This is a genomic window from Streptomyces sp. NPDC051822 (assembly GCF_044452745.1).
GTDB lineage: Bacteria > Actinomycetota > Actinomycetes > Streptomycetales > Streptomycetaceae > Streptomyces.
On record NZ_JBITBZ010000013.1, the window covers coordinates 195,019 to 216,848 of the forward strand.

At 71.2% G+C, this 21,830-nt stretch carries 22 protein-coding genes; 13 read left to right on the forward strand and 9 right to left on the reverse strand.

Features of this window, described 5'->3' with window-relative positions; genetic code table 11:
• Window positions 1–23: 23 nt before the first annotated feature.
• On the reverse strand, window positions 24–1,694 hold the full coding sequence (locus ACIA8N_RS31910) for a threonine/serine exporter family protein (protein ID WP_365784951.1): 1,671 nt from the start codon (window positions 1,692–1,694) through the stop codon (window positions 24–26).
• 117 nt (window positions 1,695–1,811) lie between these two features.
• Complete coding sequence (locus tag ACIA8N_RS31915; protein WP_024758444.1) at window positions 1,812–2,303, reverse strand: inorganic diphosphatase; 492 nt, start codon at window positions 2,301–2,303, stop codon at window positions 1,812–1,814.
• A 102-nt stretch (window positions 2,304–2,405) separates the two neighbouring features.
• On the opposite strand from ACIA8N_RS31915, the gene dacB reads away from it, so the two are divergent.
• The 8 genes from dacB (at window position 2,406) to ACIA8N_RS31955 (ending at window position 10,814) form a co-directional block, all read left to right on the forward strand.
• Window positions 2,406–3,821, forward strand: coding sequence for a D-alanyl-D-alanine carboxypeptidase/D-alanyl-D-alanine-endopeptidase (dacB, locus tag ACIA8N_RS31920; protein WP_365784949.1), 1,416 nt, complete (start codon window positions 2,406–2,408; stop codon window positions 3,819–3,821).
• A gap of 104 nt (window positions 3,822–3,925) precedes the next feature.
• The gene (locus tag ACIA8N_RS31925) at window positions 3,926–5,065 is read left to right on the forward strand and encodes a zinc-dependent metalloprotease (RefSeq protein ID WP_365784947.1); all 1,140 of its coding nucleotides are present in this window, start codon (window positions 3,926–3,928) and stop codon (window positions 5,063–5,065) included.
• A 208-nt stretch (window positions 5,066–5,273) separates the two neighbouring features.
• Entirely contained in the window at window positions 5,274–6,272 is a 999-nt protein-coding gene (tilS, locus tag ACIA8N_RS31930) for a tRNA lysidine(34) synthetase TilS (RefSeq protein ID WP_365784945.1), read from the forward strand.
• 41 nt (window positions 6,273–6,313) lie between these two features.
• Window positions 6,314–6,853, forward strand: a complete 540-nt coding sequence (gene hpt, locus ACIA8N_RS31935; protein ID WP_030219931.1) for a hypoxanthine phosphoribosyltransferase — start codon at window positions 6,314–6,316, stop codon at window positions 6,851–6,853.
• Between the two features lie 171 nt (window positions 6,854–7,024).
• Entirely contained in the window at window positions 7,025–9,043 is a 2,019-nt protein-coding gene (gene ftsH, locus ACIA8N_RS31940) for an ATP-dependent zinc metalloprotease FtsH (protein WP_365784943.1), read from the forward strand.
• 101 nt (window positions 9,044–9,144) lie between these two features.
• Window positions 9,145–9,750, forward strand: a complete 606-nt coding sequence (gene folE / locus ACIA8N_RS31945) for a GTP cyclohydrolase I FolE (protein WP_365784941.1) — start codon at window positions 9,145–9,147, stop codon at window positions 9,748–9,750.
• Between the two features lie 71 nt (window positions 9,751–9,821).
• Window positions 9,822–10,268 carry a hypothetical protein gene (locus ACIA8N_RS31950; protein WP_365784939.1) on the forward strand — a complete coding sequence of 149 codons (447 nt, stop codon included), beginning with the start codon at window positions 9,822–9,824 and terminating at the stop codon, window positions 10,266–10,268.
• A 21-nt stretch (window positions 10,269–10,289) separates the two neighbouring features.
• The gene (locus ACIA8N_RS31955) at window positions 10,290–10,814 is read left to right on the forward strand and encodes a hypothetical protein (RefSeq protein WP_365784937.1); all 525 of its coding nucleotides are present in this window, start codon (window positions 10,290–10,292) and stop codon (window positions 10,812–10,814) included.
• Between the two features lie 5 nt (window positions 10,815–10,819).
• On the opposite strand, the gene ACIA8N_RS31960 is transcribed toward ACIA8N_RS31955, so the two are convergent.
• The 6 genes from ACIA8N_RS31960 to ACIA8N_RS31985 all read right to left on the reverse strand — a co-directional run bounded on the left by ACIA8N_RS31960 (window position 10,820) and on the right by ACIA8N_RS31985 (window position 15,709).
• On the reverse strand, window positions 10,820–11,299 hold the full coding sequence (locus ACIA8N_RS31960) for a DUF3180 domain-containing protein (RefSeq protein WP_365784935.1): 480 nt from the start codon (window positions 11,297–11,299) through the stop codon (window positions 10,820–10,822).
• A 60-nt stretch (window positions 11,300–11,359) separates the two neighbouring features.
• On the reverse strand, window positions 11,360–11,959 hold the full coding sequence (gene folK, locus ACIA8N_RS31965; protein WP_365784933.1) for a 2-amino-4-hydroxy-6-hydroxymethyldihydropteridine diphosphokinase: 600 nt from the start codon (window positions 11,957–11,959) through the stop codon (window positions 11,360–11,362).
• On the reverse strand, window positions 11,956–12,315 hold the full coding sequence (gene folB, locus ACIA8N_RS31970; RefSeq protein WP_365784931.1) for a dihydroneopterin aldolase: 360 nt from the start codon (window positions 12,313–12,315) through the stop codon (window positions 11,956–11,958). Before folB ends, folK begins: the two co-directional genes overlap by 4 nt.
• Before the next feature lie 120 nt (window positions 12,316–12,435).
• Entirely contained in the window at window positions 12,436–12,957 is a 522-nt protein-coding gene (locus ACIA8N_RS31975) for a nuclear transport factor 2 family protein (RefSeq protein WP_365784929.1), read from the reverse strand.
• Window positions 12,954–13,814 (reverse strand): dihydropteroate synthase, encoded by an 861-nt coding sequence (folP, locus tag ACIA8N_RS31980; RefSeq protein WP_365784927.1) that lies wholly within the window; start codon window positions 13,812–13,814, stop codon window positions 12,954–12,956. Before folP ends, ACIA8N_RS31975 begins: the two co-directional genes overlap by 4 nt.
• Before the next feature lie 50 nt (window positions 13,815–13,864).
• The gene (locus ACIA8N_RS31985; RefSeq protein WP_365784925.1) at window positions 13,865–15,709 is read right to left on the reverse strand and encodes a phosphatidylglycerol lysyltransferase domain-containing protein; all 1,845 of its coding nucleotides are present in this window, start codon (window positions 15,707–15,709) and stop codon (window positions 13,865–13,867) included.
• Between the two features lie 165 nt (window positions 15,710–15,874).
• Here ACIA8N_RS31985 and ACIA8N_RS31990 point away from each other — a divergent pair, with 165 nt between their 5' ends.
• Entirely contained in the window at window positions 15,875–16,987 is a 1,113-nt protein-coding gene (locus ACIA8N_RS31990) for an alpha/beta hydrolase-fold protein (RefSeq protein WP_365784923.1), read from the forward strand.
• 24 nt (window positions 16,988–17,011) lie between these two features.
• Here the strand turns inward: ACIA8N_RS31990 and ACIA8N_RS31995 are convergent, their stop codons facing one another.
• Window positions 17,012–17,983 carry an ABC transporter ATP-binding protein gene (locus ACIA8N_RS31995; protein ID WP_365784921.1) on the reverse strand — a complete coding sequence of 324 codons (972 nt, stop codon included), beginning with the start codon at window positions 17,981–17,983 and terminating at the stop codon, window positions 17,012–17,014.
• 152 nt (window positions 17,984–18,135) lie between these two features.
• Between ACIA8N_RS31995 and ACIA8N_RS32000 the strand changes: the two genes are divergently transcribed.
• From ACIA8N_RS32000 to ACIA8N_RS32015, 4 genes are all read left to right on the forward strand, one after another.
• The gene (locus ACIA8N_RS32000) at window positions 18,136–18,822 is read left to right on the forward strand and encodes an ABC transporter permease (protein WP_365784919.1); all 687 of its coding nucleotides are present in this window, start codon (window positions 18,136–18,138) and stop codon (window positions 18,820–18,822) included.
• Window positions 18,823–18,826: 4 nt separating this feature from the next.
• Window positions 18,827–19,558 carry an ABC transporter permease gene (locus ACIA8N_RS32005; RefSeq protein WP_365784917.1) on the forward strand — a complete coding sequence of 244 codons (732 nt, stop codon included), beginning with the start codon at window positions 18,827–18,829 and terminating at the stop codon, window positions 19,556–19,558.
• A gap of 18 nt (window positions 19,559–19,576) precedes the next feature.
• Window positions 19,577–20,554 (forward strand): ABC transporter substrate-binding protein, encoded by a 978-nt coding sequence (locus tag ACIA8N_RS32010; RefSeq protein WP_365784915.1) that lies wholly within the window; start codon window positions 19,577–19,579, stop codon window positions 20,552–20,554.
• A gap of 130 nt (window positions 20,555–20,684) precedes the next feature.
• The gene (locus ACIA8N_RS32015; protein WP_365784913.1) at window positions 20,685–21,824 is read left to right on the forward strand and encodes a hypothetical protein; all 1,140 of its coding nucleotides are present in this window, start codon (window positions 20,685–20,687) and stop codon (window positions 21,822–21,824) included.
• Window positions 21,825–21,830: the final 6 nt, after the last annotated feature.

Consider the following 21,830-nt stretch of genomic DNA (forward strand, 5'->3'; position numbering starts at 1 on the left):
GGGCCGACGCCCCGAAGAAGCCGTCAGAACCCCCGGGTGCGCTTCGCCGCGCGCCGCGCCGCGGCCGCACCCGGGGCCTGCATGAAGAGGCGGGCCAGCTCGCCTCCCAGGTTCACCCCGATCGCGATCGCCAGGGCCAGGGCCGCCGCCTTCGCCAGCGACGCGAAGCCCTGGTCCAGGTTGTTCTGGGCGATCGCGAGCACCCCGAAGTACGTCGCGGAACCGGGCAGCAGCGGGCCGATCGCCGCCGTCACGTACGGCAGCGACGACGTGTGGTGGTAGCGGGCGATCAGCTGCCCGAAGAGCCCCACAAGACCCGCCGCCACCGCCGTCGCCATCACCGCGGAGCCCTCCGCGGTCACCGCGATCGACGCGTAGATCACCCACGCCACCCCGCCGTTCAGGGTCGCGAACAGCACCGTCGACCGCGACTGCTGCAACAGGATCGCGAAGGTCGCGCACAGCACCATCGACGCCAGGATCTGCGTCACCGGCCGCTCCACCGCCCGCAGCGTGCCCTCGGGATTGAGCTGCGCGTCGAACTGCACGGCGACGTACAGCACCGACAGCACACCCACCACGATCGCGACGAAGAAGTACGCGACCTCCAGGAGCCGGGCCGACGCCGTGATGTAGAAACCGGTCAGACCGTCCTGCACCGCCGCCACGAGCGCCCGCCCCGGGATCAGCGCGAACAGGCCACCCGTGATCACCGCCGACGGCCGCAGATCCGCGTGCAGCAGCGTCAGGAGCACACCCATCGCCGCCGGCGGCATCGCCGCCACCAGGAACTGGTAGAACTCCGGCAGCCCGCGCCCCGCGCAGAACCACGCCAGCCGGTCGCCGAGCACCGCGCCGAGCGCCGCCACGAAGAAGACCGTCGTGTCGCCGCCGAGGAGCACAGAGGCCGCACCGGCCAGCACCCCGGCCGCCGACGTGAGGACCCAGCCCGGGTACGGGTGCCGGTTGCGCCGTATCTCCGCGAGCCGCCGGTAGGCCTCCTCGGGCGTCACCTCGTGGGCCTGCGCGTTGATGTCGGCGAGCAGCGTGTACACCGCCGCGAGCCGCGTGTAGTCCGTTCCCCGGCGCCGTACCGTCCGGTTCGCCGTGATCGGATCGTCCACGAGGGACGGCTGGTACGTGACGGCCAGCAGGGTGAAGGTCACCGTCGGCTCGACCCGGTCGAGACCGTACGAACGGCAGATGGCGAACATCGCCGCCTCGACGTCCTCCGCGCCCTCCCCGCCCGCGAGCAGCAGCTCGCCGATGCGCAGCGTCAGGTCGAGCACGCGCGGCACCGAAGGACCGGACTCGTCCTCCTTGCGCGGCGCCTCCGGCACCGGCCGCTCACCCACCGGCAGCCGCAGCATGGTCCGCATCCGGTCCTGCCACGGCGCGTCCTGCGACATCCGCACCAGCGGCACCCCGTACGCCGGAGTGAAGGCGGGCGGCGAGTTCTTCGCCGAGTAGGTCGCGGGCGTCGCGAACGCCGAACCCTCCGGCTCGGCCGGTGGCTCCGTGGTGAGTCCTGGTGGGAGGGCGAACTCGGAGGTCGGATGCTCCTCCTCCGGCGGCGCGGGCTGCTCCACGCCGGCCGGCGGCACGAACGCGCTCCGCGCCTCGTCCGACTGCGGCTTCCGGTCCTCCGGAGCCTCTTCCGGACCGTTCTTCGAGCCGTCCGGCTCCGCCACCACTCTGTCCGCCTCACTCCCCAGGGAATCGTGGATTCCAGTATGGGCATGCGACGGACGTGCGAAAGGCGGTGCACCCCCAGAGGTGCACCGCCTTTTCACACGATCGGAACGGGGGGCTCAGTGGCCGCCCTGCTCCTTGGCGCGTGCGTACGACTTCTCGATCTCTTCCTCGGCCTCGGCGCGGCCGACCCAGTCGGCACCCTCGACCGACTTGCCCGGCTCCAGGTCCTTGTAGACCTCGAAGAAGTGCTGGATCTCCAGGCGGTCGAACTCCGCCACGTGGTGGATGTCCCGCAGGTGCTCCATGCGCGGGTCCGTGGCCGGGACGCAGAGCAGCTTGTCGTCGCCGCCCGCCTCGTCCGTCATACGGAACATGCCGATGGCGCGGCACTTGATCAGGCAGCCCGGGAACGTGGGCTCGTCGAGGATGACGAGCGCGTCCAGCGGGTCGCCGTCCTCGCCGAGGGTGTTCTCGACGTAGCCGTAGTCGGTCGGGTAGGCCGTCGACGTGAAGAGACGACGGTCCAGGCGGATGCGACCCGTCTCGTGGTCGACCTCGTACTTGTTCCGCGATCCCTTCGGGATCTCGATGAGAACGTCGAACTCCACGGGTGGCTCCTCCTGAATCAACACAAGTGAATGCTCGCGACGACGCGCGGTGATTAAGTGTCCCTCACGCATGTGTGTGATCGCGAAAGGGGCTGGTCAGCAATGCCCGAGCCGAGGATGTGGCAGCTCACGGCGGGCTCCGCCGCCCTCGGACTGGCCCTGGCCGCCGTAGCGGTGACCGCGGCCGGTCCGTGGGACTCGGGTCAGCGTACGGCCGAGCGGGCCCGCGCCGCCGCCCCGGAGACGGGTGGCGCACATCACGCCCCGGCCCCGGCCCCCGCGCCCGCCCCGCCCCGGCGCCCCGTCCCCGCCCCCGCCCCCAGCGCGCCCGGCGTCCTGACCGCCCTGCACGCCCCCGCCCCCGGCGGGCGCCCGGCGGACCTCGCCGCCGTCCTCGTCCCCCTCCTCGCCGACCCCGGCCTCGGACCCCTCCGCACCGCCTCCGTCGTCGACACCGCCACCGGCCGGCAGCTGTACGGCGAGGGCGCCGGCACCCCCATGACCCCCGCCTCCACGGTCAAGATCGCCACCGCGGCGGCCGCCCTCTCCGCCCTCGGACCCGACCACCGCATCCCCACCACCGTCACCGCCGCCCCCGACGGCCGCACCGTCACCCTCACCGGCGGCGGCGACCCGACCCTCGACCCGGCCCGCCTGAAAGCCCTCGCCGCCGACACCGCCCGGGCCCTGAAGAAGCGCGGCCACACCTCCGTACGCCTCGCCTACGACACGAGCCTCTACCCGGGCCCCACGCTCCACCCCATCGGCCCCAACGAGAACATCGCCCCCGTCGTCGCCCTCATGACCGCCGGGGGCCGCCTCGACGACAGCCACAGCGGCCCCGCACCCCGCACCGCCGACCCGGCGGGCGACACCGCCAGAGCCTTCGCCGGCCTCCTCACCGAGGCCGGAACCGAGGTCACCGGCGAGCCCACCCCCGGCCGCGCCCCGAAGGCCGCCCCCCTCGCCCGTACCGACTCGGCCCCCCTCACCGACCTCGTCGAGCGCACCCTCACCCACAGCGACAACGACCTCGCCGAAGCCCTCGCCCGGCAGACCGCCCTCGCCCGGAAGCAGCCCGCGAGCTTCGACGGCGCCGCCAGGGCCGTACATGACGAACTCGCCCGGCTCGGCCTCCCCGTCGCGGGAGCCCGTTTCGCCGACGGCAGCGGACTCGACCGCCGCGACCGCGTCTCCGCCGCCCTCCTCACCGCCCTCCTCACCCGAGCGGCCGACCCCGCGCACCCCGCCCTGCGCCCCCTCCTCACCGGACTGCCCGTCGGCGGCTTCACCGGCACCCTCGCCGACCGCTTCGGCACCGCACCCGCCACCGCGGGCGCCGGACTCGTCCGCGCCAAGACCGGCACCCTGACGGGCGTCAACACGCTCGCCGGCACCGTCGTCACCGCCGACGGCCGCCTCCTCGCCTTCGCGTTCCTCGCCGGCCGCACCCTCTCCCCGTACGAGGCACAGCCCGCCCTCGACCGCCTCTCCGCGGCCCTCGCCGGACAGCGCTGACCCCGCGCTCACCACCCGCGGGACCCCCGGCCACCCGCACTCCACCCGTGTCCGACCCGCCCCGAACCCTCACCGAACAGGCGCCGAGACCGTACGGTTGACGCATGACGAGCATCGGTGGCGCAGGCACATCCGGGATGGTCGACTGGAACCTCGCGGTCGCGACCGCGACCCGCCTCGTGCGGCCCGGACCCGAAGTCAGCCGCGACGAAGCCCGCGAGGTCGTCGCCGAACTCCGCAGGCACGCCAAGGCCTCGGAGGAACACGTCCGCGCCTACACGCGGATGATCCCCGAGGGCATGGAGCCGCACGACACCCCCGTCCTCGTCGTCGACAGGGCCGGCTGGATCAAGGCCAACGTCGCCGGCTTCCGCGAACTCCTCACCCCGCTCATCGGCAAGATGCAGGAGCGCCGCTCCGCCACTCCCGGCAGCGCCGTGCTCGGCGCCGTCGGCGGCAAGGTCACCGGCGTCGAACTCGGCATGCTCCTGTCGTTCCTGGCCTCCCGCATCCTCGGCCAGTACGAGACCTTCGCCCCCGCCACCCGCGAACTCCCCGCAGGCGCCAACGGCGGCGGACGGCTCCTCCTCGTCGCCCCGAACATCGTCCACGTCGAACGCGAACTCGACGTGACTCCGCACGACTTCCGCCTCTGGGTCTGCCTCCACGAGGAGACCCACCGCACCCAGTTCACCGGCGTCCCCTGGCTCCGCGACCACCTCCAGGGCGAGATCCAGTCGTTCCTCGCCGCCACCGACGTCGACCCCGGCACCGTCGTCGAACGCCTCCGCGAAGCCGCCCAGACCCTCGCCGGCGGACGCCCAGAAGGCGAGGAGGGCGAACCCTCCCCGTCCCTCGTCGAACTCGTCCAGACCCCCGAACAGCGCGAGATCCTCGGCCGCCTCACCGCCGTCATGTCGCTCCTCGAAGGCCACGCCGACTACGTCATGGACGGCGTAGGCCCCCAGGTCGTCCCCACCGTCGCCGAGATCCGCGAGAAGTTCCAGGCACGAAGGGCCCGCGGCGCCTCCCGCCTCGACCTCGCCCTGCGCAAGCTCCTCGGCCTCGACGCCAAGCTCCGCCAGTACCGCGACGGCGAGCGCTTCGTACGCGCCGTCGTCGACCAGGTCGGCATGGACGGCTTCAACCGCGTGTGGACCTCCCCCAACACGCTCCCCACCAAGTCCGAGATCGCCGCCCCCGCCGACTGGATCGCGAGGGTGCACCGTAAAGCAGACTCCTGAGGCGGGTGCGGCAGACGACACGGGGACACGTCGGAACAGCCCACCAATCACCCATCCGAGGGACCCTGAGCATGGGGTGAGGCGTGCAATGCTCGGGTAACGGCCGGGTTTCTGTCACCATCGACGCACTCTGAGTGACCGAACCCCCCTTTCCGACCGTTAAGACTCCGACCGAGGCACCCCACCCCCATCACGAAGGGCACCGGACATGGGTCCCCATCCTGCGGTCGCGGCGATACGCCTGGCGGTCCGCCGCGTACTCCACGACGTCCTCACCGAACACACCACCGGCGACGAACCGCTCGTTCTCGTCGCCTGCTCCGGAGGCGCCGACTCGATGGCGCTCGCCTCCGCCCTCGCCTTCGAGGCCCGCAAGCTCCCCGTGCGCGCCGGCGGCATCACCGTCGACCACGGCCTCCAGCACGGCTCCGACACCCGCGCCGACGACGTCGCCGGACGCATGACCGCCCTCGGCCTCACCCCCGTCGAGGCCGTCGCCGTCACCGTCGGCCGCGAAGGAGGCCCCGAGGCCGCCGCCCGCGACGCCCGGTACGCGGCCCTCGACGCCGCCGCCGAGCGCCACGGAGCCGCCGCGGTCCTCCTCGGCCACACCCGCGACGACCAGGCCGAAACCGTCCTGCTCGGCCTCGCCCGCGGCTCCGGCATCCGCTCGCTCTCCGGCATGGCCGCCATCTCGGGCGCCGCCGGCCGCTACCGGCGGCCCTTCCTCCAGCTCGACCGCCAGACCGTCCGCAAGGCCTGCGTCGCACAGGAACTCGCCGTCTGGGACGACCCCCACAACAGCGACCCCGCCTACACCCGCTCCCGGCTCCGCCACGAAGGCCTCCCCGCCCTCGAGAAGGCCCTCGGCAAAGGCGTCGTCGAAGCCCTCGCCCGAACGGCCCAGCTCTCCCGCGACGACGCCGACGCCCTCGACACATGGGCCGCCGACGCCGAGACCTCCGTGCGCGACGAGGCGGGCGCCCTCGAATGCGCCAAGCTCTTCGGCCTGCCCCCCGCCGTGCGCCGCCGCGTCCTGCGCCGCGCCGTCATCGCCGAGGGCGCGCCCGCCGGCTCGCTCTTCGCCCGGCACATCGAAGAAGTCGACCGGCTCATCACCGGCTGGCGCGGCCAGGGGGCCATCAACCTGCCCGGTCGCGTCGAAGCCCGTCGGCAGGGTGGCAGACTGGTCATCCGGCAAGGCTGACGCACGCTGCAACGAAAGTGACCCGGGTGAACGAGAAGGACATGGGCACCGACCTCCAGTCGGTGCTCATCACCAAGGAAGAGATCGACGCCAAGCTGGCAGAGCTGGCCGCGAAGATCGACGCGGAATACGCGGGCAAGGACCTGCTCATCGTCGGCGTCCTCAAGGGCGCCGTGATGGTGATGGCGGATCTGGCTCGCGCCCTTTCCACCCCCGTCACCATGGACTGGATGGCCGTCTCCTCGTACGGCGCCGGCACCCAGTCCTCGGGCGTCGTCCGCATCCTCAAGGACCTCGACACCGACATCAAGGGCAAGCACGTCCTGATCGTCGAGGACATCATCGACTCCGGCCTGACGCTGTCCTGGCTGCTCTCGAACCTCGGCTCGCGCGAGCCCGCCTCCCTCGAGGTGTGCACGCTCCTGCGCAAGCCCGAGGCCGCCAAGGTCGCGATCGACGTCAAGTGGATCGGCTTCGACATCCCCAACGAGTTCGTCGTCGGCTACGGCCTCGACTACGCCGAGAAGTACCGGAACCTTCCGTTCGTCGGCACGCTCGCCCCGCACGTCTACGGCGGCTGAACATCCGCCCGTACGGGGAACCCCGGCCGCCTTCCCTCCGTTGAACCACGGGAAGGCGGTCGTCGGCGTCGATGCTGAGGTACCGTCCGAAGAACAGCTTTTTCACACTGCAGCTCTCACAGCAGCATTTTCCTACGGGCAGGAGGGACGGAGCGTTCTCGCTCCGTATGGATGGACGTGAAGCGATACTTCCGTGGGCCGGTCATGTGGATCGTGCTGGCCGTCCTCGCCGTGGTCGTGCTGATGCAGGTCGTCGGCTCGTCCGAGGGCTACAAGACGGTGGACACCGGCAAGGTCGTCCAGGCGATCGACAAGAACCAGGTCAAGCAGGCAAAGGTCACCACCGGTGACGAGCAGATCATCAAGATCGAGCTCATCGACGGCCAGAAGATCGACAAGAGCAGCAAGGTCCAGGCCAGCTACATCGGCAGCCAGGGCGTGGACATCGCCGACAAGCTCCAGGAGAAGTTCGAGGCCGGGCAGATCGAGAAGGGCTACACCGTCTCCCCGACGAAGCAGTCGCCCTTCGTCTCGATCCTGCTCTCCCTCCTGCCCTTCGTCCTCATCGTGGTCGTCTTCCTCTTCCTGATGAACCAGATGCAGGGCGGCGGCTCCCGCGTCATGCAGTTCGGCAAGTCCAAGGCGAAGCTCATCACCAAGGACACGCCGAAGACCACCTTCGCCGACGTCGCCGGCTCGGACGAGGCCGTCGAGGAACTCCACGAGATCAAGGAATTCCTCCAGGAGCCCGCGAAGTTCCAGGCCGTCGGAGCCAAGATCCCCAAGGGCGTCCTGCTCTACGGCCCGCCCGGAACCGGCAAGACGCTCCTCGCGCGCGCCGTCGCCGGCGAGGCCGGCGTGCCGTTCTACTCGATCTCCGGCTCCGACTTCGTCGAGATGTTCGTCGGCGTCGGCGCCTCCCGGGTCCGCGACCTCTTCGAGCAGGCCAAGGCCAACGCGCCCGCCATCGTCTTCGTCGACGAGATCGACGCCGTCGGACGCCACCGCGGTGCCGGCCTCGGCGGCGGCCACGACGAGCGCGAGCAGACCCTCAACCAGCTCCTCGTCGAGATGGACGGCTTCGACGTGAAGGGCGGCGTCATCCTGATCGCCGCCACGAACCGGCCCGACATCCTCGACCCGGCGCTCCTGCGCCCCGGCCGCTTCGACCGGCAGATCGCCGTCGACCGTCCGGACATGATCGGCCGCCTGGAGATCCTCAAGGTCCACCAGAAGGGCAAGCCGGTCGCCCCGGACGTCGACCTCGGCGCCGTCGCCCGACGCACCCCCGGCTTCACCGGCGCGGACCTCTCCAACGTCCTCAACGAAGCGGCGCTCCTCACCGCCCGTTCGGACAAGAAGCTGATCGACAACCACTCGCTCGACGAGGCGATCGACCGTGTGGTCGCGGGCCCGCAGAAGCGGACCCGGATCATGTCGGACAAGGAGAAGAAGATCACCGCGTACCACGAGGGCGGACACGCCCTGGTGGCTGCGGCCTCGCCGAACTCCGACCCCGTCCACAAGATCACCATCCTGTCCCGCGGCCGCGCCCTGGGCTACACGATGGTCCTGCCGGACGAGGACAAGTACTCGACCACGCGCAACGAGATGCTCGACCAGCTGGCCTACATGCTGGGCGGCCGCGCTGCCGAGGAGCTCGTCTTCCACGACCCGACCACGGGCGCGGCGAACGACATCGAGAAGGCCACCGCCACGGCCCGCGCGATGGTCACGCAGTACGGCATGACCGAGCGTCTCGGCGCCATCAAGTTCGGCGGCGACAACACCGAGCCTTTCCTCGGCCGTGAGATGGCGCACCAGCGCGACTACTCGGAAGAGGTCGCGGCGCTGGTCGACGAAGAGGTCAAGAAGCTCATCGAGACCGCGCACAACGAGGCCTGGGAGATCCTCGTCGAGAACCGTGACGTCCTCGACAACCTGGTCCTCGCCCTCCTGGAGAAGGAGACGCTGGGCAAGGAGGAGATCGCCGAGATCTTCTCCACCATCGTCAAGCGCCCGGCCCGCCCGGCCTGGACCGGCTCCAGCCGCCGTACCCCGTCCACGCGTCCGCCGGTGCTCTCCCCCAAGGAGCTCGCCCTGACGAACAGCGCGAACGGCTCGGCGACCCCGACGGTCGACACCACGAAGGGCATCGAGATCGCCCCCGTGGAGACTCCCGAGGACTGACACCCCCGGCACCCCGGAATGGCTGCCGCGCCCCCACAGGTTCTAGCCTGTGGGGGCGCGGCCATTTCGCGCGCACACAGTCAGACGGAACGAGGCACAGGATGACCGACCCGGTGACGCTGGACGGCGAGGGCACGATCGGCGTATTCGACGAGAAGCGCGCCGAGAACGCCGTACGAGAGCTCCTCATCGCGGTCGGCGAGGACCCGGACCGCGAGGGGCTCAAGGAGACGCCGGCGCGCGTGGCGCGGGCGTACAAGGAGCTTTTCGCGGGGTTGTGGCAGAAGCCCGAGGATGTTCTGACGACGACGTTCGACCTGGGCCACGATGAGATGGTCCTGGTCAAGGACATCGAATTCGTTAGCAACTGTGAGCATCACCTCTTGGCGTTCCATGGGGTGGCTCATGTGGGCTACATCCCTGCGGAATCCGGAAAGATCACAGGCCTGTCCAAGCTGGCCCGACTGGTGGACGTGTTTGCACGCCGCCCGCAGGTGCAGGAGCGACTTACTACACAGATCGCAGATTCGCTTATGCGAATTCTCGACGCCCGCGGTGCGATCGTCGTCATCGAGGCGGAGCACATGTGTATGTCGATGCGAGGCATCCGCAAGCCGGGTGCCAAGACCACGACCTCGGCGGTGCGTGGTCAACTTCGTGACGCTACTACACGCGCTGAGGCTATGTCCCTGATATTGGCCCGTTAGTAGCGGGCTGCCCGCCTTGCTCCATACCGTCCCCGATCAGTGGAGTTGATCGCTGATCAAGGGGGATCGGTATGGGGTACGGGCTGACCAGCAAGATGCTGGTGAACCTGGTGGACGGCTGCGTCCAGGCGAAGAATGTGGCTCCTGGTAGCGCGATGTGGACGCTGGACGGGGATCGGACGGTGCAGACCACGGTCGTGGGCGTGACGGCGGTGAAGGGACGGCAGGCCGTCGACGTGGTCACGGACCGCATGACCTTCACTGCCAGCCCGGATCTGCTGCTTCTCACCCCGGACGGGTGGGAGCGCGCGGCCGACGCGGCGGGGACGGCAATCGCGTGGACGCACGCGAAGAAGCTGTGCCGGGAGCGACCCACGATAAGGCCGGGGTACGAGTTCGGCTACTTCATCGGTGCCACGTGTGCGGATGGGACGGTTGGCAAGAATTATGTCTCGTTGGTGGTGAACGAGGAAGCCTTTGCGACCCGGTACGCCACCGCGCTGACGGCCTGCACTTGACTGCCTGCCCGCTTGGAGGCCGTGTCCCGGCCGTCCGGCTATCTGCAGCGGGACCTGCCCGGCTTTCGGGTCCGGGTGGTCTCCTCGTACCTCAACGACGCCCTGCGCCACTACGTCGGAGGGGACGCGCACCACATGCGGCAGCGCCTTCCCAGGGTTGTTCTTCGCGACGCCGCGACCTTCCAGGGGTTCCTGGACGGATACATCGAAGGCGACGGTTGCCGGGTCAAGGGGTGGAACGGCCGCCAAGTCGTCAGCGCCAATGTTCCCTTCCTGGCGGAGTTGGCACAGATCATCGGGGCACGGTTCACGCCCTCGAAGAGAGGGATTCGGTCACAGCTCTATGTGTCGGACCGCTGGCAGACCCGAGGTACGTACTTCCCCGAGCACCACCCCCTGGATCCGCCCGAGTCGTCCTGGGTCCCGGTCAAAGAGGTCCGTCCCCGCCCCGCCCTCGGCGCCAAGCCCTTCACCTTCTACAGCTACCGGCTGGCCCCGTACCCCACCTTCCTGGTGAACGGGCACCTCGTGCGCGAGCCCTGGTAGAGGTGCTACGCAGCCGGCGCCCGGTTCTCGTCGTCGTCCTCCGGGAGCTTGCAGACGCGTTCCAGGAAGAGGGCCGCGGCGATGACGCCGATGCCCGCCGCGACCGCGAGGGCCGCGTAGAGGGCCTGGTCGCGGCGGGCCGGGACGTCCAGGAAGGCGAGGAGGTAGACGCCCGTGCCGCCGTACATGCCGGCGACGAGGGCGGCGACCAGGGCGCTCGCCTGGCCGAAGACGACCGCGCGGGCCGCCATGAGGGGTTCGACGCCCTTGGCGCCGGGGCGGCGCTCGCGCTGGGCTTTGAGGCGGGCGCGGATCGAGAGGGCGGTCGCGCTGAGGACCGCCGCGATCACGGCGAGGACGATGGGCGCGGCGATCGGCACGCTGGGAAGGGTGCCGACCGAGTCCCAGAGGCGGGCGGCACCCCAGGAGAGGATGCCGGCGACGAGGAACAGTCCGGCGAGCACCTTGAGCCGCAGTTGTTTCACCGGATGTCCTTCGCGTGGTCGTCGGTCGTGCTTGTGGTGGTCTGCCACGAAGCGTAACGACTACTCGGGCAGACGGAGTTCCAGGTCGGTACGGGGAGTGACGCCGCTGCTGCCTACGGCGGCGAGGAGGGCCGCGACCGGGCCGTGGCCGGTGAGCTGGGCGTCGGGGTCGACGTCGTGCCAGGGGGCGAGGACGAAGGCGCGCTGGTGGGCGCGGGGGTGCGGGAGGGTGAGGACGGGGTCGTCGGAGACCACGTCCGCGTAGGCGACGATGTCGACGTCGATCGTGCGGGCGCCCCAGCGCTCCTCGCGAACGCGGTGGAAGGCCTCCTCGACGGCGTGGGCCCGCTCCAGGAGGGAGGAGGGCGGCAGCGTCGTCTTCACGAGGGCGATCGCGTTGAGATACGAGGGCTGGGTGCCGGGCTCGACGCCCCAGGGCTCCGTCTCGTACACGGGGGAGACGGCCTTGACCCGGAGGCCCGGGGTGTCGGCGAGGGCGTCGACGGCCCCCTGGAGGGTCTCCAGGCGGTTGCCGAGGTTGGCGCCGAGGGCGAGGACGGCCCAGCGGGGGTTGGACAGGGTCACGTCGGCCGCGTCGACGGTGGCGACGACGGAGGCCGGTACGGGCTGGACGGTGGGGTCGCTCTGCGTCGGCTTCATCGTCGGCTCCGGGTGATCGTGATGGTCACGTCGTCGAAGGGCACGGTGATGGGCGCGTCCGGTTTGTGGACGACGACTTCCACCTCCTGGACCCCGGGGTGGCTGAGGCATTGCTGGGCGATGCGCTCGGCGAGGGTTTCGATGAGGTCGACGGGCTCGCCCTGGACGACGTCGACGACCTCTTCGGCGACGATCCCGTAGTGCACGGTCTTCGTCAGGTCGTCGGCGGCGGCGGCCGGGCGGGTGTCCAGGCCGAGGACCAGGTCCACGATGAAGGTCTGGCCTTCCTCGCGCTCCTTGGGGAAGACGCCGTGATGGCCCCGGGCCTTGAGGCCGCGCAGCGCGACACGATCCACGCGAATCACTCCTGCTGTCGTAGTTCGGTGGCCACGCAGCCGGGTGCGGACGGCCGGGTGTCCGCCATCGAATCTACCTGCGGGGGCCGACAGCGCTTGCTCGTGGGGGCCGTGGGCGGGTCAGGAGGGCGGTTCGGTCTCGTCGGCGCCGGGCCCGCCTCCCTCGGCTTCCCCGGTCTCCGCAAGGACGGGGGAGGCGTGGTGGGACCAGATCTTCCAGCCGTCGGGTGTGTGGCGGAACACATTGGTGGCGACGACGAGCTGGCCGACGAGGGGGCCCAGCGAGTCGCCGTCCTCGGCGGGTCCGCCGCTGAGGATGTTCTCGGTGCAGGTGACGACGGCGGTGGGTCCGGCGAGGGAGGTCTTCAGGTCGGTGAGGAAGAACTGGATGTACTCGGTGTTCGCCATGATCAGCGCGTACGAGCGGAGCACCTCGCCGCGGCCGGTGAGGACGGGCCAGCCGGGGTGGACGCAGGTGATGGGGGTGGCTCCGTCGTCGAGCCAGAGGTCGCAGAGGCCTTCGAAGTCGCCGGATTCCATCGCCTCGTAGAAGGCGGTGTTGGCGGCTTCGACGGCCGTCTCCTCGACGGTGCGGGCCTTGGGGCTCTCCTCCTCCCAGTCGTCCCTTTCGTCCCTGCTCACGCGGCTCCCTCGACGGCCCGGGCGACGCGTACGGCGTCGGCGGTGGCCCGGACCTCGTGGACGCGGACGGCCCACGCGCCCGCGTGGGCGGCGAGGGCGGAGACGGCGGCGGTGGCGGCGTCGCGTTCGCGGGCGGGCGGCGGGGAGGCGCCCTCGCGGGCGAGGACGTGGCCGAGGAAGCGTTTGCGGGAGGCGGCTACGAGGAGCGGCCTGCCGAGGGCGCGGAGTTCGGGGAGGTGGGCGACGAGGGCGAGGTCGTGGGGGGCGAGCTTGGCGAAGCCGAGGCCGGGGTCGACGACGATGCGCTCGGGGTCGATCCCGCCGGCGACGACGGCGTCCAGGCGGGTGCGGAGTTCGGCGAGGACTTCGGGGACGACGTCGCCGTAGACGGCGAGGCTGTTCATGTCCTGGCTGAATCCGCGCCAGTGCATGACGACGAAGGGGACTTCGGCGGCGGCGACGGCGGGGACCATCGCGGGGTCGGCGAGGCCGCCGCTGACGTCGTTGACGAGGACGGCTCCGGCTTCGACGGCGCGGGCGGCGACGCTGGCGCGCATGGTGTCGACGGAGACGGTGACGCCTTCGGCGGCGAGGCCGCGGACGACGGGGACGACGCGGCGGAGTTCTTCCTCCTCGTCGACGCGGGTGGCGCCGGGGCGGGTGGACTCGCCGCCGACGTCGACGAGGTCGGCGCCTTCGGCGACGAGGTCGAGGCCGTGTTTGACGGCGGCCGTGGTGTCGAACCAGCGGCCGCCGTCGGAGAAGGAGTCGGGGGTCACGTTGACCACGCCCATGACCGCGCAGCGGTCCCACTCCGGCAGGCCCCGGGCGGTACCCCGGTCGATCGTCGTACTCATGTGTCCAGCGTAGGGCCCAGGGGCGAGATCGGGCCGCGCGGATTCCCCGGTCAGGCCGCGCGGACCTCGCGCTCGGCGGGCGCGGGGATGATGTGGGCGCAGGGCCGGGGGGCGGCTGCGGGGCGTCGGCGGGTGAGGGGCCGGGGCAGGGAGAGGTTCAGGAAGCCTTCGGCCTGCAGGGCGGCGAAGCCGATGCGGGGGAGGTCGCGGCTGGTGCGGTAGACGACGAAGCGGGGTTCCCAGCGTGGCCGGAACTTGGCGTTGAACTTGTACAGCGATTCGATCTGGAACCAGCGGGAGAGGAAGACGAGGAGTCCGCGCCAGACGCGCAGGACGGGTCCTGCGCCGATCTTCTCGCCGCGGGCGAGGGCGGAGCGGAACATGGCGAAGTTGAGGGAGACGCGGTGGATGCCCAGGCCGGGGGCGGCCTGGAGGGCGGCGACGATGAGGAGCTCGTTCATGCCGGGGTCGGCGGAGCGGTCGCGGCGCATGAGTTCGAGGGACATGCCGTCCGGGCCCCAGGGGACGAAGTGAATGATCGCCTTCAGGTCGCCGTAGGGCGAGTCGGGGGCGTCGCCGTCGTCCTTCTTGTGGGCGGTCGCTATCACGGCGTCGCCGTCGCCGGGGGCGCCGATGCGGCCGAGGGCCATGGAGAAGCCGCGCTCGGTGTCGGTGCCGCGCCAGTCGGCGGCGGCGTGGCGGACGTGTGCGAGTTCGGCGTCGTCGAGGTCACGGACGCGGCGGACCTGGGTGGTGTAACCGTTGCGCTCGATGCGCTTGACCATCTGTCGGACGTTGCGCATGGCCCGTCCGGAGAGGGAGAAATCCGCGACGTCGACCACCGCCTCGTCGCCGAGTTCGAGGGCGTCGAGGCCGGTCTCGCGGGTCCAGACCTGGCCGCCGGTCTCGGAGCAGCCCATGACGGCGGGGGTCCAGGAGTGGGCCTTGGCCTCGTCCATGAAGCGTTCGATGGCGCCGGGCCAGGCCTCGACGTCGCCGATGGGGTCGCCGCTGGCGAGCATGACGCCGGAGACGACGCGGTAGCAGACGGCGGCCTTGCCGCTGGGGGAGAAGACGACGCCCTTGTCGCGGCGGAGGGCGAAGTGGCCGAGGGAGTCGCGTCCGCCGTGCTGGTCGAGGAGGGCGCGCAGCCGGTGTTCGTCCTCGTCGGTGAGGCGGGCGGCGGGGTGTTCGGGGCGGAAGGCGAGGTAGATGGTGGTGAGGGCGGTGAGCATGCCGAGGGCGCCGAGGGAGTAGCCGACGGTCCAGTCCACGCCGTTGCTGTAGCCGACGGGTCCTTCGACGCCGAAGAGTCCGTAGAGGACGTGCTCCAGGCGGTCGGCGAGGCTGGGGCTGCCGAGGACGCGCCGCGGGTGGGCGCTGACGATGACGAGGCCGAGGGCGATGGATCCGCCGCCCATGACGACGAAGTTGGCGAGTGCCCGCCAGCGGCTCCGGGGGTCGGGCAGGGCGGCGAACTCGGCCCGGTGGCGCAGGAGGAGGGCGAGGAGGACGAGGGAGAGGAGGGCGCCGAGGACGGAGTGGCGCCAGACGAACTGGGCGGCGGCGCCGAGCGGGAGGAGGACGACGGCGGCGCGCCAGGCGCGGCGCTTGTGGCGCTTGAGGCCGTGGGCGAGCAGCAGGAGGAGGACGCCGGCGCTGAGGGAGAGGGCGGCGGAGAGGGGGCCGAGGGTGCCGGGGAGGACCTCCGCGAGGGCGTGCATGCGGCTGGCGCGGAAGCGGGGGAAGACGCCGGCGGCGATGTCGATGAGACCGATGAGGGTGCAGGCCGTGCCGACGAGCGCGGGGACCTTCTCGGGGCGTGGCCCGCGGAGAATCCGACGTACCCGAACAGGAACCAATCCTGATTTGTCCCCATCTTGCGTGACAGACATGGCTTCCCGTGCTTCCCGTGGTCCTGCGGAGGGTCTTTGACTCCGGTCGGGCCCTGCGGCGCGTTCGGCGGGCCGTTCCGGCTGGTGCGCCTTCTAGGACGGAGCAGTGCGGAGTCGGGTTCATCGGTTCACAGGAAAATCTCGGAAAGAAGGCTCGGTCGTCCCATGGGTCTCACCAGCAGCAAAGTCCTCGTGGTGGCGGTCACGCTGGCCGTGGCGCTGTTTCTCGCCACGGTGTGGCTGTGGCCGCGCCTCGCACGCCGGGGCTGGGGGGCGTACGCGGGCCGGGTGGGGCTGCTTCTCGTCACGCAGGTGGCGCTGTTCGCGGCGGTGGGTCTGGCGGCGAATCGTTCCTTCCTCTTCTACGGCTCGTGGGCCGATCTGTTCGGCCAGGAGCAGGAGATGGGCGTGGTCGTCGACCACGCGGGCGGCTCGAAGGACGTACGGGTCGTCGGGACCCGGGCGCTCGACGTGCCCGGCGGCGGGCATCCCGCGATCGGCGGCCAGATACAGAAGGTCGTGGTGGCGGGGGAGCGGTCGGGGATCGTCTCGCCGGCCTATGTGTACCTGCCCCCGGAGTACTTCCAGGAGCGCTACGCGAAGCGCACCTTCCCGGCCTCGGTGGTGCTCACGGGGTATCCGGGGACCGCGGAGAACCTGATCAAGGGGCTGAAGTACCCGAAGACCGCGTACCTCCAGGCGAAGGAGGGGCGGATGCAGCCGATGATCCTGGTGATGCTGCGTCCGACGGTGGCGCCGCCGCGGGACACCGAGTGCGTGGACGTGCCCGGGGGGCCGCAGACGGAGACCTTCTTCGCCCAGGACCTGCCGAAGGCGGTCTCGGAGACGTACCGGGTGGGCACGAAGCCCCGGAACTGGGGGTTCATGGGCAACTCCACGGGCGCGTACTGCGCGCTGAAGATCGCCCTGCACCACCCGGACCGGTTCGCTGCGGGGGCGGGGTTCTCCGCGTACTACCGGGCGGCGGAGGACGTGACGACGGGCGACCTCTTCCACGGGGACGACCGGCTGCGCAAGCGGGCGGACCTGTTGTGGAGCCTGGACCATCTGCCGCAGGGGAGGACGTCGTTCCTGGTGACGACGTCGAAGCAGGGCGAGGACAACCGGCGGGGCACGCTGGAGTTCATCAAGAAGGTGAAGAGCCCGGCGCGGGTCTCGTCCATCACTCTGGACAGCGGCGGCCACAACTTCAACACGTGGAACCGGGAGATCCCGCCGGGGATGGTCTGGATGGGCGCCAAGCTCAGCGCGACCTGACGCCTCGCGAAAGGTGTGGGAGCCCTACTCCACGGTGGCCCGGCGCAGGGCGCGGTGGACGCCTGCCGGGGTGAGGACGCCGACGGGGCGGCCGTCGGCTCCGGTGACCGTGAGCCGTCCGGTGTCGTGCTGGAGCAGCGCGGCGAGGGCGTCCTTGAGGGAGGTCCCGAGGGGTAGGGGGTCGGGGGCGCCGCCCGCGCCACCCGGCTTCTCCAGCGGTACGGGGTCGAGGTCGGCCTCGGTGACGGGCGTGACGGCGAGCCGCTTGAGGCCGCGGTCGCTGCCGACGAAGTCGGCGACGTACGGCGTGGCGGGGGAGCCCAGGACGGTCGCGGGGGCGTCGAACTGCTCGATGCGGCCCTGCCCGTAGACGGCCATGCGGTCGCCCATGCGGACGGCCTCCTCGATGTCGTGGGTGACGAGGAGGACGGTCTTGCGGACGGTGGCCTGGAGGGCGAGGAACTCGTTCTGCAGGCGCTCGCGGACGACGGGGTCGACGGCGCCGAAGGGCTCGTCCATGAGGAGGACGGGCGGGTCGGCGGCGAGGGCCCGGGCGACGCCGACGCGCTGACGCTGGCCGCCGGAGAGCTGGGCGGGGTAGCGGGAGCCGTACGTGGCCGGGTCGAGGCCGACGAGGTCGAGGAGTTCGGCGGCACGCGCGCGTGCCGCGGCCTTCTTCCAGCCGAGGAGGGCGGGGACGGTCGCGGTGTTGTCGAGGACGGTGCGGTGGGGGAAGAGCCCGACTTGCTGAATCACGTAGCCGATTTTTCGGCGCAGGGCGACGGGGTCGACGCCGGAGATGTCCTCCCCGTCGACGAGGACGCGGCCCGAGGTCGGCTCGACGAGCCGGTTCACCATCATCATCGTGGTCGTCTTGCCGCAGCCGGACGGGCCGACCAGAGTGACGAGTTCACCCTCGGCGACCTCGAAGGAGAGGTCGTCGACGGCGGTGGTGCCGTCCGCGTACCGCTTGGTCACGTGCTCGAACCGGATCATGGTTCCCCATTCTGTCCCCTGGACACCGGGAGCGTGTGAAGGGCGTGTTGCCGCATTGTGGCGGGTCTCGGGGATTGTCGGTGGCGGGGGTTAGGGTCGTCACACATGCGTTCGGAAGATCGACGACATCGACGGCCCCGGGGGGAGGACGGATGAGCGCACCGAACTGTCTGGTCACGAACGACTGGGTCTGCGGGGAGTATCTCCGCACCCGCGCCCAGGAGTTGGTCGACGCCACGCTCCAGCATGTGGGAATCACGGTCGTGTCCGTGCTGATCGCGCTCGCCGTCGCGGTGCCGCTCGCGCTGCTCGTCCGGGCCCGACCCCGCTTCGCCGGACCGGTTTTGGGCCTGACCACCCTGCTCTACACGATTCCGTCGCTCGCCATGTTCTCCCTGCTGCTGCCCTTCTTCGGACTGTCGGCGGCGCTCGTGGTCACCGGCCTCGTGCTGTACGCGCTGACGATCCTCGTGCGGAACACCCTGGCGGGCCTCGCGGCGGTGCCCGCCGAGACGCGCGAGGCCGCCCGGGGCATGGGGTACGGCTCGCTGCGGCTGCTCTGGCAGGTCGAGCTGCCGCTCGCGCTGCCGGTGCTGATGGCCGGCATACGGATGGCGACGGTCTCCACGATCGCGCTGACCACGGTCGGTTCGGTCGTCGGACGCGGCGGCCTCGGCAACCTCATCGAGGACGCGCTGCCGGCCTTCTTCAAGGCGCAGATGCTCGCGGCCTCGGTGCTGTGCGTGCTGCTCGCCGTCGCCGCCGACCTGCTGCTCCTGGGACTCCAGCGGCTGCTGACGCCGTGGACCCGGATACGGACCGCGCCGGGAGGTGGGTGAGACGGTGATCGTGACGGACACCTGGGGCTGGCTCACCACCGGCGCGCACTGGACGGGCGAGGAGGGGGTCGGGCAGCGGCTCGCCGAGCACGTGTACGTGAGCGGGGCGGCGCTGCTGATCGCGGCGGCGCTGGCGCTGCCGCTGGGGCTGTGGCTCGGGCATCTCGGCCGGGGCGGGGCGCTCGCGGTGAACGTGTCGAACGTGGGGCGGGCGATCCCCGTCTTCGCGGTCCTCGCCCTGTTCATGGTGTCGCCCCTGCGGAACGCCGGCTATGTGCCGACCGTCGTGGCCCTGGTGCTGTTCGCGATACCGCCGCTCCTCACCAACGCGTACGTGGGGGTGCGGGAGGTCGACCGGGCCGCGGTGCGGGCCGCGCGGGGCATGGGGATGACAGGCGGCCAGCTCTTCCGGCAGGTCGAACTCCCCCTCGCCAGGCCGGTGGTGATGACGGGGGTGCGTTCGGCCGCGGTGCAGGTGGTCGCCACGGCGACGGTCGCGGCGATGGTCGGCCAGGGCGGTCTGGGCCGGATCATCACGGCCGGCTTCGCCACGTACGACACCCCGCGGGTCGTCGCGGGCGCCGTGCTCGTGGCCCTGCTGGCCCTCCTGGTGGAGGGCGTGCTCGTGGGCGTGGACCGGCTCGTGGGACGACGCGCGGGACCGAAGCGTGCAGAACCGAAGCGTGCGAAACCGACGCGTGCAGAACCGAGACGTGCAAGAGCGATCAAAAGCTGACTGGAATTGGGTGATCTCGTGAACAGGGTCTCGCGTATCGCGGGCGCGGTGCTGGGTACGACGGCGCTGACCGTCGCGCTCGCCGCGTGCGGCGGTGAAAGCCTGGAGCAGGGCAAGGAGAAGGGTTCCGGGAGCGCAGGGCTTCCCGGCGCCGGATCGCTGGTGGTCGGCGCGGCCGCCTTCACCGAGGCCAAGGTCCTCGCCGAGCTGTACGCGCAGGTGCTGCGGGACGCCGGATACTCCGTGTCCATCACCACCGTGAAGAATCGCGAGCTGTACGAGCCCTCCCTCGAGAAGGGCGAGATCGACGTCGTACCGGAATACGCGGCGACGATCGCGGAATTCCTCAACGCGAAGGTGAACGGGCCGAAGGCGCCGGAGGAGAAGCCGGTCGCGTCCGGTGACGCGGCGGCCACGGTCGACGCGCTGCGGAAGCTCGCCGAACCGCGCGGTCTGAAGGTGCTGGCGTTCGGCGAGGCGGTCGATCAGAACGCGTTCGCGGTGACGAAGGAATTCGCCGAGAAGAACAAGCTGAAGACGCTTTCCGATCTCGGCCGTGCGAAGCTGAAGGTGAAGATCGCCGCCGGTGACGAATGCGCGGTACGGCCGTTCTGCGCGCCGGGCCTGAAGAAGGCGTACGGGATCGACGTGGCCGGGATCGACCCCAAGGGTGTCGGCACCCCGCAGGCCAAGCAGGCGGTCAAGGACGGGGTGGACCAGCTCGTCCTGACGACCACCACCGACGCCACGATCGACAGTTACGGCCTTGTCTTCCTCGACGACGACAAGAACCTGCAGAACGCCGACAACGTGGTGCCCGTGGTCAACGCGAAGGACGCCGGCGCACCGGAGATAGCCGCCGCCCTCGACAAGATCACCAAGGCGCTGACCACAGCGGATCTCGCCGAACTCAACCGCAAGGTGGATGCCGAGCGGGCGAAGCCGGCGGACGTCGCCAAGGAGTACCTGACGGCGAAGGGGCTGCTCAACAAGTAGGCGACGGCTGAGGGGAGTCGGCCCGAAACGGAACCGGAACGACGGATTTCCACTTCTGATGGCGAGAAGTGGCCAAGAGATTGCCGGGCCGACGCCCCACACAGCCCCTACGCACGGTAAATTTCAGGCCATGCCACGTGGACGCCACCGCCATTCCCCGCCTCTGCACAAGCTGCTGCCGCCCTCAGCGGTCGCCGGCGCCGCGGTCGTGTGTGCCGCGGCCGCCTGGCTGCCCGGCGATCTGCTGGTCGTGCGCCTGCTCGCCGTGGCGGCGGCGGTCGCGGCCGTCACCGGTGCCGTCCTCATGCGCAGTTGGGACCGGGGCGCCGGCCTGAGGGTCGCCGAGCTCGACCGGGCCCGCACCGCCGACCAGTGGAAGGCGGAGGAACGGCTCGCCGAGCTGGAGTCCGACCTGGAGGAGTCCCGCGCGCTGCGCTCCCGGCTCGACGCCAAGCTCCGCGCCAAGCGCGTGGAGCTCGCCGGGCTGCGCGGCGAGCACGCCGACCTGCTCCGCCGGTACGCCACCGCCGAGACCGAGCGGGCCAGCGCCCTCGAAGGCCGTCGCGTCCTCGCCCTGGAGACGACGGACAAGGAGTCCGGCGCCGGATCCGACGCGGCCTCCGGCGCCGCCAGGGCGCTGCCGGCCGGTGGCTCCAAGCCCACCCCCGAGGCCTACCGCCGCGCCGCCCAGGCGCTGCGCGACCTCCCGCGCAACGCCGCCGCACAGCAGGCCCGCCGTACCGCGGAGGCGGCACGCGCGCGTGACCTCGCCGAGCGGGCCCGCGAGACGGAGGAGCCGCAGGGGAAGCACGCGGCGGCCGCCGGATCCGAGCAGCACTCCCGCCCGGCCGCCCCCGCCCTCGCGCTCCCGCCGGCCGCGCCCGTCCCGCCCGCCTCCACGAGGGTGCCGGCGGTGCCGACCGCGACCGCGATCGTCCCGTACGCGGCGCGCAGGCCCGTCCCGCGCCCCGAGGGCGGCTTCGACTTCTTCGGTACGCAGAAGGCGGCGGCGGCCATCGAGGCCGTACAGAACACGGACCTCGCCGACGTCGTGGGCGAGGAGGTCCTCGAAGAGGTCCTGGCGGCCCGGACGGCGCTCGGCACGCCGCTCCTCACCCCGGTCGTCACCCCCGGCGGCACCGCGGGCAACCCGCTCGCCCCGGGCGTCACGGCCCCGTCCCAGGCGGTCGGTCACGTCATCGACCTGACCGCGCACGACGAGACCGAGCAGCTCGACCTGGCCGAGCTGCGCGGAGCGGTCAACTCCTGACGGACC